The sequence below is a fragment of the Synechococcus sp. R3-13 genome (assembly GCF_047462195.1).
GTDB lineage: Bacteria > Cyanobacteriota > Cyanobacteriia > Thermostichales > Thermostichaceae > Thermostichus.
The window spans coordinates 16,422-28,394 of record NZ_JANSIO010000195.1; the positions used below are offsets into that span (position 1 = coordinate 16,422).

14 protein-coding genes and 1 pseudogene are annotated in these 11,973 nt (G+C 59.1%); 7 read left to right on the plus strand and 8 right to left on the minus strand.

Annotated features, from left to right (window positions below; genetic code table 11):
• Positions 1-277: 277 nt before the first annotated feature.
• Entirely contained in the window at positions 278-862 is a 585-nt protein-coding gene (locus NW856_RS05935) for an SRPBCC family protein (protein WP_414399500.1), read from the minus strand.
• 154 nt (positions 863-1,016) lie between these two features.
• Entirely contained in the window at positions 1,017-1,262 is a 246-nt protein-coding gene (locus NW856_RS05940; RefSeq protein ID WP_049749597.1) for a hypothetical protein, read from the minus strand.
• 156 nt (positions 1,263-1,418) lie between these two features.
• Here NW856_RS05940 and NW856_RS05945 point away from each other — a divergent pair, with 156 nt between their 5' ends.
• Both NW856_RS05945 and NW856_RS05950 read left to right on the plus strand, forming a co-directional pair.
• On the plus strand, positions 1,419-1,508 hold the full coding sequence (locus NW856_RS05945) for a cytochrome b6-f complex subunit PetN (RefSeq protein ID WP_244349857.1): 90 nt from the start codon (positions 1,419-1,421) through the stop codon (positions 1,506-1,508).
• Between the two features lie 91 nt (positions 1,509-1,599).
• Positions 1,600-1,761, plus strand: coding sequence for a hypothetical protein (locus NW856_RS05950; RefSeq protein ID WP_011434030.1), 162 nt, complete (start codon positions 1,600-1,602; stop codon positions 1,759-1,761).
• A gap of 23 nt (positions 1,762-1,784) precedes the next feature.
• Here NW856_RS05950 and NW856_RS05955 read toward each other — a convergent pair whose 3' ends face one another.
• The 3 genes from NW856_RS05955 to NW856_RS05965 all read right to left on the minus strand — a co-directional run bounded on the left by NW856_RS05955 (position 1,785) and on the right by NW856_RS05965 (position 5,971).
• Positions 1,785-2,156 carry a DUF309 domain-containing protein gene (locus NW856_RS05955; RefSeq protein WP_414399501.1) on the minus strand — a complete coding sequence of 124 codons (372 nt, stop codon included), beginning with the start codon at positions 2,154-2,156 and terminating at the stop codon, positions 1,785-1,787.
• Positions 2,157-2,160: 4 nt separating this feature from the next.
• Positions 2,161-4,665, minus strand: coding sequence for a GAF domain-containing protein (locus NW856_RS05960; RefSeq protein ID WP_414399502.1), 2,505 nt, complete (start codon positions 4,663-4,665; stop codon positions 2,161-2,163).
• Positions 4,666-5,158: 493 nt separating this feature from the next.
• The gene (locus tag NW856_RS05965) at positions 5,159-5,971 is read right to left on the minus strand and encodes a TatD family hydrolase (protein ID WP_238376788.1); all 813 of its coding nucleotides are present in this window, start codon (positions 5,969-5,971) and stop codon (positions 5,159-5,161) included.
• A 174-nt stretch (positions 5,972-6,145) separates the two neighbouring features.
• Here NW856_RS05965 and NW856_RS05970 point away from each other — a divergent pair, with 174 nt between their 5' ends.
• On the plus strand, positions 6,146-6,733 hold the full coding sequence (locus NW856_RS05970; RefSeq protein WP_041437584.1) for a thioredoxin family protein: 588 nt from the start codon (positions 6,146-6,148) through the stop codon (positions 6,731-6,733).
• On the opposite strand, the gene hisN is transcribed toward NW856_RS05970, so the two are convergent.
• Entirely contained in the window at positions 6,718-7,566 is an 849-nt protein-coding gene (gene hisN, locus NW856_RS05975) for a histidinol-phosphatase (RefSeq protein WP_414399503.1), read from the minus strand. The two genes, NW856_RS05970 and hisN, sit on opposite strands and share 16 nt — an antisense overlap.
• Positions 7,567-7,589: 23 nt before the next feature.
• Here hisN and NW856_RS05980 point away from each other — a divergent pair, with 23 nt between their 5' ends.
• Both NW856_RS05980 and NW856_RS05985 read left to right on the plus strand, forming a co-directional pair.
• Positions 7,590-8,228 (plus strand): biotin transporter BioY, encoded by a 639-nt coding sequence (locus NW856_RS05980; RefSeq protein WP_414399504.1) that lies wholly within the window; start codon positions 7,590-7,592, stop codon positions 8,226-8,228.
• 205 nt (positions 8,229-8,433) lie between these two features.
• Positions 8,434-8,850 (plus strand): hypothetical protein, encoded by a 417-nt coding sequence (locus tag NW856_RS05985; protein ID WP_414399505.1) that lies wholly within the window; start codon positions 8,434-8,436, stop codon positions 8,848-8,850.
• A 316-nt stretch (positions 8,851-9,166) separates the two neighbouring features.
• Here NW856_RS05985 and NW856_RS05990 read toward each other — a convergent pair whose 3' ends face one another.
• Positions 9,167-9,283, minus strand: a complete 117-nt coding sequence (locus tag NW856_RS05990) for a photosystem II reaction center protein I (protein WP_011434021.1) — start codon at positions 9,281-9,283, stop codon at positions 9,167-9,169.
• A gap of 343 nt (positions 9,284-9,626) precedes the next feature.
• Here NW856_RS05990 and NW856_RS05995 point away from each other — a divergent pair, with 343 nt between their 5' ends.
• Both NW856_RS05995 and hemB read left to right on the plus strand, forming a co-directional pair.
• Positions 9,627-10,628, plus strand: coding sequence for a lysophospholipase (locus NW856_RS05995; RefSeq protein ID WP_414399506.1), 1,002 nt, complete (start codon positions 9,627-9,629; stop codon positions 10,626-10,628).
• A 25-nt stretch (positions 10,629-10,653) separates the two neighbouring features.
• A complete protein-coding gene (gene hemB / locus NW856_RS06000) occupies positions 10,654-11,640 on the plus strand; it encodes a porphobilinogen synthase (RefSeq protein ID WP_414344721.1) in 987 nt (328 codons plus the stop codon).
• An 11-nt stretch (positions 11,641-11,651) separates the two neighbouring features.
• On the opposite strand, the pseudogene NW856_RS06005 reads toward hemB, so the two are convergent.
• A pseudogene (locus NW856_RS06005) lies at positions 11,652-11,973 on the minus strand (hypothetical protein); the annotation flags it as partial.

Consider the following 11,973-nt stretch of genomic DNA (forward strand, 5'->3'; position numbering starts at 1 on the left):
TGGGTTGCCCCTCCACGACAGCGGTGCTCATCGCGGCAGCGGGCCGTAGGCCTTTCTCCCCAGGCGTTACCCCTTGCAGGGCGGTTCCCTCTCGCGCCAGCGGGACGGAGTCCTTATGCCCTTAGGTACCGCTGCGAACAACCACTACAAAACCTATTGAAGCTGCATCCAGTCGTGAGACTGTTGGGTTTTTATAGCGCTCCGTGCCGCCGTAGGCGAGAGCAGTTAACTACCCTGCCACTGCGGGCAGCGTAGCACAAAGCCGCTTGGGCGCACCCTAGACGGGCTTGGAATGATCCGACAAACTCAGGCAGTGCTCCCGAATGGCTTGTAAGTTCAGGGCCAAATCTTGGCAAATGCGGCGCTCCACCAGACCGACAGGCATTCTGCGGGGAGGCTTGACCTGCAGGTGGTAGGTGAGCAAGGTTTGATGGGCCGACCAATCGGCCAGATCCCAAAACCCCTCGAAGATAAGAAAATCCCCTTGTGTTTTTTGGAAGCGAAGCTGCTGAGGAAAGATCTCCTCGATAGCCAGCACCACCGCAGCAGAAAATTGGGCAAATAAAACCTTTTGGAATCCCACTTGACGTACCAGTGTGCGGCCATTCTCACGGCCAATGACGCGACTTTCCACCAAGTTGGGAATAAACTCCGCCAGATGGTCGTAGTCGGTCAAAACCTGCCAGACCTGCTGCCGCTCCACCGGAATCAGGACGCGACCTCGCACTTGGCGGCGGCGCTCCCCCAAATCCTCCACCTCCACCTGGATGTCTGAGGACTCCGTCCCGCTGACGCCAGCAGGAATAGGGATCCCATCTTCTGGGGTGGGGTCTTGGGGATCCCATTCAGGGTCAGAAGGCATGGCGAGAACTTCAGTCGCGTAGGTGCTGTAGAGCAGTGCGGAAACCGGAGAGGGAATCGATTTTTGACTGGACAAACCATTCGCCAGCAGTTCCAATAGGCTGCCCCCCTGTGTTTTCTATTGTATCAGGGAACTGTATAGCAGATAACGGACTCTAGGGGAGAAGGGCCTGGAACCAACCGACGATCACCTGCCAAACCTGTTCTAGAAGGGCAAAGGGATCCCGCAACTCCTGCAGCACCTGCCGCGGGCCAATTCTAAAGACCACGTACAACACGGCCAAGATGATTACAATCCCCACCGTTGTCCAGATGGCCTCTCGAACCACCCGCACCCAAAAAACCAGCATAAAAATGGCGATGGCTACAGCGGCAACCAGCGGCAATGTGTCCAGTACCATCGGATCCCACCTCGTTTGGCTCAGATGTTTCAGATTTAACTCCACTGTAGCCAGCTTGAACTGAAAACAGGTGTTCGTAGATGTCCGTTGACAAGGGATCTCCTCTCGTAAAATGGGATCACCTCGAGATAACCCCTCTTTAGCTGGGCTAGACCTATGGACATCATCACCCTTGGCTGGATTGCCGTCCCCACCTTCTTCGTTCTTTCCATTGCCCTGGTGGTCTGGGGGCGCAACGGCATGTAATTTGTCATGCCTGGATTGAGCCTCACATCCATCTTGCATTCATCTTGTTGTTCCTGCCGCCGATATTGACGGGGTTACCCCCGCTCACACCATGGAAACCGATCTTCCCTTGGTCGCCCGCATCGCCTACGGAAGCATCTTTTTGCTGTTGACAGCCGTAACCCTGGGCGTTGGCTACATTACCTTCATCGACTGGCGGGATCGGCGGCGACGCAACGAAGTTGAGCGCAAAGCCCGTCGCTCCAAGCGCTAGCGCCGCTGCTGGGCCTGCTCAGGTCAGTCTTCAACCCAACTCAGGGTGGGGATGGCCAGGTAAGGCAGGGGATCCTGGGGTTGCAGTTGAGAAAGATGCCGCAGGATGCCCTGGTTAGCCTGCCACAGGGCTTGCACATCCCATCCAGCGTAGGTGGGCAGAAAGTCCGCCAGCTTGCGGTTGGCCTCCCCCAACAGGATCATGCAGCCGCGGCGATTGTCGTTCTGCAGGTGATAGTAGGCCACTGCCGTCTGCAATAGACCCTGGTAAAAACGCCGCTCTGGATCCACTGCCTCCATCCACAGGGCCTCTAGGGTGTCGTGGCAGGCGTAAAATTCCCCCCGGTTAAACTGCTCGGCGGCCAAACGCAACGCTTCTGAGTGGGCATTGCTCATGTGGCTAGGCACAGTTGTGGGCTAGGGGTGAGGTCTGCACAGGCAGGGATCCCTGCGGCAACACCAGGGTAAAGCAGGTTTTGCCTTGAGAACTCTCCACCGAGACGCTGCCCCCCAGCCGCTGCATCCACTGCTTGACCAAAGCCAGGCCCAGGCCGGTGCCGCCCCGCTTCCAGGGATCCCCGCTGGGAATGCGGTAAAACTTCTCGAAGATGCGCTCCCACTCGCTGTGGGGAATTTCTACTCCCTCGTTGATCACCCGAATTTCCACCTGCTGCGGGCCGGGCCGCTGCGCCGTTACCCAGATGCTGCACCCTGGGGGAGTATACTTGCAGGCGTTGTTGACCAGCTCCTGCACCACCCGCTCCAGGCCGCCCCGATCGGTGAGCACCTTGCCCACATTCGGCGCGATCTGCCACTGCAACCGTTGCTGGTTGACCTGGGCCCGCTGTAGAAACGGCTCCAGCACGCTGGGCAGCCAGGTTGCCAGCGGCACTTCTTCCAGATGGAGCGTTTTGGATCCCTGCTCCAGCCGCTGCAGATCCAGCAGGTCGTTCACCAATTCCGCCTCCCGCTCACACTCCTGCTCCAAAATCTTGAGATATTGCTCTCGTTTTTGGGGGGCGCGGGCGGTTTTCAGCAGTTGGATGGCCATCCTCATGTTGGTGATGGGGGTGCGCAGCTCGTGGGAGACGGTGCTCAAAAAATCATCTTTGAGGCGGTTGAGGCGCTCCAGCTCACCAATTTGCTGCACAGAAGCCTGGTAGAGGCGGGCCTGGCGGATGGCAATGGCGCAGTGATCCGCCACCTGCTGCACCACCTGCACCTCCAGTTCATCAAAGCACTCGGCTGCCGGCTTCGCCAGCCAGAGATCCCCCAGCACCCCTTGGTCATCCCGCAGCGGGCACACCAGCAGGGTCAGCCCTTCCCGACGGGGGATCCAGCCCTGCCCAGGCAAGTGGCAGAATTGCACCGCTTGACCCCCTTGCAGGTGCCGGTAAAGATCGGGGTAGTCGGCCAAGGTCAGGGTGATCCCGCCGACGGGCGGTAGGGCAGAGGTGTATTCGTAGCGCACCGTGGCTTGGCCGGCTGCCCAATCGTAGAGACAGAGATCGCACCCTTGGATGGACAGCCCCAGAGCCAATTCTTGCACCACTGCCCGCAGGATCTGGGCTTCCTCCAAACTGCTGCGCACCTGGTCGGTGACCCGCTGCAAGAGGGCATCCATAGCCAGAGATCGCTGCAGGGCCGCCGTCCGCTCCTGCACCTCCTGCTCCAGACGGGCGTTGAGGGTTTGCAACTGCCGGTAGAGCTGATTTTGCGTAATGGACAGGGCCAAATGTACCCCGACCCGACTCATCAGCTCTTGCTCTGCAGCTGACCAAGCCTTAGGCTCGTCAATTTTCAGCTCCCGCCAGGCGGCAAAAGAGATCAAAGGCAGTTCTTGTCTGGGATCCCCCTGGGTAAACCAACGGTAGCCCGCCCAGTGGGTTTCTTGGTAAACGGCCCCGCGAAACACGCTCAGCCAGCCCACCGGCTGGTCATTCCAGGCGAGCTGGGCCACCAGCAGGCCACGAATGGGTGTCTGCTTCATCTGCTCTTGCAGCTCCGGCCATTTCTCCAAGTGGGAGAGCGACCACATCTTCACCCAGCCCCCCGCTCCTCCGGCCCTTCCGAGCTGCTCCTGTAGCCAGGTGTCGTAGCTGGCCGGGGGTTGCACGCCATGACAACAGAGGGTATCTGAGCCCATAAAGTGGATCCGCAGCCGTGCCCCGATCCCCTGCAAACCGGCAGCAAGCTGCTCCAGCACCGTGGTCAAGGTCGTCTCCGGGTGCAGGGGCGAGTAAACTAGAGCAGCAATTTGGTTGATGAGGCGTTCCTGCTGCGCCTTCTGCCGCGCCTGCTTCAGCAATTCCGCCTGAGCAATGGCAATGGAAACTTGATCCGCCAGCAACTGCACCACCTGCAGCTCTTCTTGGGAGTAGGGACGAGGCTCAGCATGATGGGAGACCAACAGCCCCCATAGCTCCTGGTGATGCATCAGGGGAACCACCAAGGAAGAGGCCACCCCCATGGATTTCAAATAGTGGACATGGCAGGGATCCACAGGCCGCTGTAGCGGCTCGCCCAGAGGAACCCTAGCAGACAACCCCCAGGACTCCGGCTGGCTGATGGAACGGCTCTGCGCCTCCACATCCACAATCACCCGCACCTGAGCTAGGCGAAACAACCGCCGCGCCTCCTCGGGAATGTCCCCTGCCGGAAAAGTCAGCCCCAAGAGCGAGGGCAGCCGCTCCCCGCCTCGTGCTTCCGCCACCACCGTTCCGTGACCTTCGGGATCAAAGCGGTAAACCTTCACCCGATCCGTACCCAAAAAGGCGCGCACCTCCTCCACCGTCGCCCTCAGGATCTGATCCAGCTCCAGGGATTGCCGAATCTGGTGGGTGATGCGGTTGATGAGGGCGTCTCGGCTGGGTCGAGCTTCGGCAGCCCACCTTTCAGTATCCATAGTTGCAAGCCCCTAGCCCCTGGAATTAGCGGAAAGTACCTAAAAATACATCCCTTTTTTTCCAGCATAGGATGTCTTTGAGAAAGGTAAGCGGGCTCAAAAGAAAAGTTAAAGAAAAAGTTAAAGACGGCAACCCAAGGATCCTTCCCAGCTTGGTTCGTAGGCCCTAAGCCCAACAATCTAACGACTGGATCCAACCTAAATATGGTCATTTCAATTCAAACTAGGACACTGCGCCCATACCTAAAACTCTAAATTTTGAGTGGCCAAAGGTTTTTCTCAATAGCTCAGGCGTCTCACTCTAAACTGAAAAAGCCATAAATAGATAGGTTTTGTTGTGGTCTGCAAAGGTACCCCAAAGCATGGGGGAATGACTGGGGAGATAAGCACCGCTGTCGTGGAGGGGAGCTGTCTCTGTTCGCGTAGCGTTGCGAAGCGATACCAGCAACCAGAATCCTCACCCTATGGGGCAGGGAGTATGTCAAGCAAAGAGCTAGGGGAGAGGCAACCGAAACAGGCGAGCAGCGTTCTGGCTGGTTTCTTCTGCCAGTTTTTCCGGCGGGATTCCCAACAGCTCCGCCAAGGTTTGGGCCACCCGCTGCACATAGGCCGGCTCATTGCGTTTGCCGCGGAAGGGGGTGGGAGCCAGAAAAGGGCAATCGGTTTCCACCAAAAGCTGGGATAGGGGCACCTCCAAGGCCGACCGGCGGACAGTCTCGGCATTTTTGAAAGTAACAATGCCGCTGAAGCTGATGTAGCAGCCCAGCTCCACAAACTGCCGGGTTTCCACCGGGGATCCGCTCCAGCAATGCATCACCGCCCGCACTGGCCCCCCCGTGGCCATGGCCTCCTTGAGGATGGCGTAGGTGGCTGCTGCCGCCTCGCGGCAATGGACGATCAACGCCAGATCCTGCGCTTGGGCAATGGCAATCTGGGCCCAGAAGGATTCTTTTTGCCGCTCGATATCCGCCGGGTTGGACTTGTAGAAATCCAGGCCCGTCTCCCCGATAGCCACCACTCGCTCGTCGCTGGCGGCCAGGTGGGCGATCTTTTCGGCCAAATCGGGCTGCCACTGGCCCGCCTCCAAAGGGTGCAGCCCCACCGACAAAAATACTTCCGGATACTGGTCGGCAATGGCCTGCAACTGGGGGAATTCTGCCGGTGTTACACAAGAATGCACCAAACGCCGGATCCCCGTCTGACGCCAGCGCTCGGCCACCTGGGGCAGATCCGCGGCAAAATCGGGGTAATTGAGGTGGACGTGAGTATCCACCAAAGGAGCAGCAGGTAAGACGGCGGTGCTCAAGGCTCAGCTCCCCAACAATCGTGTTGCCAACCTTATCCAATTGTAAAAGCTGTCCCCGGCCTGCTTGGGATCCCTTCTGGCGCTCCCGTTTGCCGGCGAGATCCCCTTGCGACGGCTCCTGTGGGAGCAGGATGATCCACAATGATTGAGGAAACCTTACGCTGGAGGTTTGTTATGGCCCGTACCCCCTCAACCATGCTGCCTTTGGGCACCCCAGCCCCTGACTTCAGCCTGCCGGATGTGGTGAGCGGCCAAACCATCTCCCTCTCCACCTTTGCCGACAAGCCGGCCCTGCTGGTGATGTTCATCTGCCAGCACTGTCCCTATGTGAAGCACGTGCAAGAGGAGCTGGCCCGCCTTGGCAGAGATTACAAGGATCGCGGCGTCGGCATTGTAGCCATCAGCGCCAACGATGTGGAGAAATACCCGGATGACAGCCCAGAGAACTTGAAGAAGATGGCCGAGACCTTGGGCTTTACCTTCCCCTTCTGCTACGACGAAACCCAAGAGGTGGCCAAAGCCTTCACCGCCGCCTGCACCCCCGACTTTTTCTTGTTCGACGCGGATCGCAAGTTGGTCTATCGGGGTCAACTGGACGACAGCCGTCCCAGCCTGACCGATGTGCCGGTGACGGGCAAGGATTTGCGGGCGGCGCTGGATAACCTTCTGGCCGGCAAGCCCATCGATCCCGACCAAAAGCCCAGCCTGGGCTGCAACATCAAGTGGAAACCTGGCAATGAGCCTGCTTATTTCGCTGGGTAGATCCCGCTTTTTTGAATCACGGCCAGGGCCTGTCGATGCAAGCTGGGGTTGGCCGCCGCCAACACTTCTCCCGTGGAGGTGCGGGTTAAGGGATCCCCTCGCCAATCGGTAATCACGCCACCGGATCCCTCGATCACCGGCACAAGGGCAGCAAAATCGTAGAGGGCAAGGCCACACTCCATCACCAGATCCACACAGCCGCTGGCCAGCAGGCCGTACTGGTAGCCATCGCCCCCATAGGAGGTAATGTGAACTGCTTGGCTGAGCCCCTGGAAGCACCGTTGTTGGTCGGGTTGGGTGAACAAATCAGGGGTGGTACAGCTCAAGTAGGCGCGGCTGAGGTCGGTATTGGCCTTGGTTTGAGCAGCCTGTCGGTGAGAGGGGGTCATCCATTGGGTGGGTTGTCCCCGCACCCCCAGCCAGCGTTCCCGCAACACCGGTTGATCGATGATGCCCAAAATGGGGCGGTCTTCTTCCAAGAGGGCAATCAAAGTGGCAAAGGTGGGCTTGCCGGTGGAAAAGGCGATGGTGCCATCCAAGGGATCCAGAACCCAGGTATAGAGGGATCCCGTCTGGTGAAAACCAAACTCTTCGCCAAGGATGCTGTGTTCTGGCACTTGGGCCATCAGCAAAGCTCGCATGGCCTGCTCTGCCTCCCGGTCGGCCACCGTCACAATTGGGGAGCGGGCCTCTTTGTATTCGGCTTGCAGTTCTCCGCGAAACAGGGGGCGAATCACCGCTCCGGCAGCATCGGCCAGGGCCTGGGCCAGTTCAATCCACTCTGCCTTGACCACCTTTTGCCCACCCCATCTGCCCCTTCCCTTTCTTAGCATAGGGAAAAATTTCCTCTCGGTTTATGCGGTCTGGCCTGCTCTTAACTCCTCTGGAATGGCTCTGGACGGCGATTGGGGTCCTCCTGACCATTTTGGGCACCCTAACCCATTTGAGTTTTCCGCCCGGGCTGCCTGGGTTGGGGGGATACAGCTTTTCGCTGCAAATTGGGGGCGTGTTGCTGACGGCTTGTTTGGCGGGGCCGGTGGCGGCGGTGTGCGCCCAGATCGTCTACCTAGGGTTGGGGCTGGCAGGGCTACAGGTGTTTGCCCAAGGGGGAGGGTGGCAGTACCTATACCAGCCTGCCTTTGGCTACTTGCTGGGGTTTCTGCCGGGAGCTTGGGCCTGCGGGACAATTGCTTTTCCGCAACGGGATCCCTACCCTTCTCCTCTGGCCCGCCAACGTGCTGTCGATGGGAAGCGGTTGGCAGGAGGGATCCCTTACTCCCCGGTGGGCCTCCAAGAGCTGGGATCCGGCAGCTTGGTGGCTTTGGCCTTGGTTCACCTGACCGGGATTCTCTACCTTTTGGCCACACAACCCTGGAATGGGGAGTTGCTGAGGTTGATAGGGCTTTACTCCGGCTATACTCTGCCGGGACAGCTCATCGTGGCCAGCTTTGTTGCGGTGATAGCGTTGCTGTTGCGGCGCTTGCTGCTGCTCTGAAGCGGAGGAACCAACTGTGCGCAAAGGCCCATGCAGATTTGGGTCGGGGCGCCTCCTTTCTCAGGCTGCGGCGGCAGAAAGTAGCTTAGAGCCGTGCTAACCCCAACGGCAGTCCCAGATGGAGGCGCAGATTCTGGTCAAGTCTTGTGAGGATTGACGGGTTTTCGTGAGGAACTGAGGGATACAACGTACTGCTCTGATCCTTTTGGCCACCGGCTTTTTGGCCACTGGCCTGGCTGCTTGTGGAGATGGCGGCAGCTCAGGGGGCTCGATCCTGCCCCCACCCCAAGGCCCAACGGTTTCGTTTATCAATGCGCCCACCTCGGTGCGGGTGGGCACCTCCACGCCGGCCTTCACGGTGCAGGTGAGTGTGCCCGGCGGTGCTCGTCCAACGCAGTTCATCGAGCTGGAAACTTTCAACCCCAGCGGCGTGCGCGTGCAAAGGGAATTCTTCAGCCCACAGCAGGCCGGCTGTAACCCTGGGGCCACCTTTTGTAGCTTCAGTACCGATTTCCGCGTTGCCCTCGGGGATCCCATCGGCGTTTGGCAGTTCCGGATTACCGCGTTTGACCAACAGAATCGCTCCGGATCCCAAACACTGCTGATTACCGCCTTCCAGTAGGCAAGCAGAGTTGCCGGTTTTGGGGTGAGGCCACTCACTCTAGAGGGGAATGCCCACCAGCGGGCCGAAGTCCGAACAAGGACTGAATCTTGCTCACCGCTGCGGCTTTCTTCCTGCTTCCACAACCCCTAACCAGCAGCAGCTTGCGTCGCCGCACCGCCGGAGGGATCTCCACAGGCGTCAATTTCCCCAGGGCTAGCGTTCCGCGCCGCCGGTGCGACCGGCAGAGTTCCACAAAAATAGGGCCGGAGGCATGCTCCCTCAAGCGATGAGCCAGTTATCACTGGAGTTCGCAAGCTGCCCAAGGCGGGATCCCCTACTCCAGGTCTCGACGGTTGGGGTTGCGGGAGGGGTCGTTGCTCAAAAAACCAAACACAAAAAGCCCCACAAAAAAGATGACAACCGCGTAAACAGAGATTTTCAGTAACAGCATAGTTTCAGCAACCCGTTTCCGACTGAGTGAACTGATGAAGCGATAAGGCAATCGTAAAACAAGGGTGAACCACCCCAGAGAGGGGATCCCGTCAAACCTGAGACCCCGCAAAACTTCTTCACAACATCATACCTCTCAGCGGGCCTTTTTCCCGCAAATGGCCCCAGTTCGCCCTGAGAGCTCCTTTCATCACGCCCTCAGGAAAAGCTGCAAAGCTTGGCCTGTTAGGGATCCCCGGCAAGAGCAGAGATTGTTAAGAAATATGCTGGGCTGGAAACAAAGATTGCAACTCCTCAGCGGCGGCAGCGCTCGCGGGCGACCGGGACATAGGAAGATAGGATTTGTGGCTTTGCCGGGTCTTGCCGGACGTGTGTTGGATTTGCCCATGCCTTTTGATCGGTTAGGTGACTTAGAGGCTCTGGATGGGCGGTCGGAAACTCAGCCGCAACCTTCGTCGGGGATCTATCGGCCCCAGGAGTTGCTGCTTTCCGATGGGATCCCGGCTTTTCTGCACCACTGGCCCCAGGGATCCCCTTGTGGAAGGGTGTTGCTTTTGCACGGTAAAGGGGATCACGGCGGCGGGTTTTGCCCTTTGGCCGGCGAGTTGGCTGCTCAAGGGTGGGAGGTTTTGGCTCCCGACATGCGGGGATTTGGTCGCTCCGGCGGGATCCGCTGCTGGATCGACCGCTTCAGCCAATATCAAGCGGATCTGGAGAGGATCGCCCATCAGGTCTGGCCGCAGAAAGGGATCCCGCAGATCTGGTGTGGGTATAGCGCGGGGGCCAACTGGGTTACGGAATATGCCCTTGCCCATCCCGGCCAGGTGCAGGGCCTGATCCTCATCTCTCCCGCTTTTCGCATCGACCACTATTTCACCCCTTTGACCCACGCCCTTTTGCAAGTTTTGGACAGGGTTGCTCCCCAGCTGGCCTTAACTGGCCTCTACGAGCCGGCGCGGGTGACTTCCCTACCCGAGCAGCAAGCCGCCTTTGCGGCGGATCCCTACATGTGCGGTGTAACGCGGGCCAGATTCACAGCCGAACTGGTGCGCAGTGGACAGCGCTGCCTCGACCAAGCCCATCGGCTCTGCCTGCCGGTTTTGCTGCTTTACACCTCCGCCGATATCGTCGTCAATCCTGCGGGAGCTGTGGATTTTGCCCGTCGGCTGCCCCAGGGAGAGATCCACGATTTTCCCCGGTCGCGCCACGATCTTTTACACGACTGCCAAGCGGAAGCGGTAAAAGAGACCCTCCACCGCTGGCTGGCCCGGCATTTCCCCTCTGCCCCGGATGTCGCCCCTCGCCCAACGACCAGCTCAGCCCCTACCGACCTCATGGCAAAATAGAAACGCCCTCTTTCCTGCTGCTCTCATGAGCCAAGACCTGATCTACCGTCCCCGTCGGCTGCGGCGCACAGAGGCCTTCCGCCAGATGGTGCAGGAAACCCACCTGCGGGTGCAGGATCTGATCTATCCCCTGTTTGTCATGGAGGGGGAGAACCAGCGGCAGGAAGTGGAGTCGATGCCCGGCTGCTACCGCTACACCCTAGACCTGCTGCTAAAGGAGGTGGAAGAAGCCGCTCAATTGGGGATCCCGGCGGTGGCCCTGTTCCCGGTGGTGCCGGAAGAGAAAAAGGATCCCACCGGGCAGGAGTGCTTCAACCCAGAGGGCTTGATCCAGCGGGCGGTGCGGCGGATTAAACAGGAAATCCCCGAGATCTTGGTGGTAACCGATGTGGCCTTGGATCCTTACAACAGCGACGGCCACGACGGCATTGTGCGGGATGGGGTGATCCTCAACGACGAGACGGTGGAAGTTTTGGTCAAGCAAGCCCTCTCCCAAGCAGAGGCGGGAACCGACATTGTGGCCCCCTCGGACATGATGGACGGTCGCGTTGGCGCCATTCGGGAGGCCCTGGACGACCAAGGCTATACCGATGTGGCGATCCTGGCCTACTCCGCCAAATATGCCTCTGCCTTCTACGGCCCCTTCCGCGATGCCCTGGGATCCGCGCCCAAATCGGGAGACAAGAAAAGCTATCAAATGGATCCCGCCAATGCTCGGGAAGCCATCAAAGAGGTGGAGCTGGACGAGGCCGAGGGGGCGGACATGGTGATGGTGAAGCCGGCCCTGGCTTACCTGGACATCATCTACCGAGTTAAGGAATCGACGGATCTGCCCGTGGCTGCCTACAACGTCAGCGGCGAGTACGCCATGATCAAAGCCGCCGAACAAAAAGGCTGGATCGACGGCAAAAAAGTGATGATGGAATCGCTGCTGGCCATGAAGCGGGCCGGTGCCGATATCATCCTCACCTACTTTGCAAAAGAGGTGGCCTTGCTTCTCAAACAAGCCTAGGCAGAGGCAGCCTACGGCCTGGCAGACGGCTGGGTGGACTGCCCGATCCAGGAAGGGTGGGTGTTCTTCTCGTCGTCCGCCACCCAGGTACTGGGATCCACCAAACGCACCTGAATTTGATTGCGTGGCACCCGATTCAGCCGTTCCTTGATCAGGGCCTCCTGCTGCAAGGGATCCATACCTCGATCCACCCCCTCCTGCAGCCGAGAAATCCGAGTGGACAAGACCTCGATATGCCGCTCCAGAACCTGGAGACGGTGGTGCTGAGCCAACTGCACCGGCAAGAGGCGATACAAACCACTGAGGGCAGCCGCCGTAAACAAGACATTCACC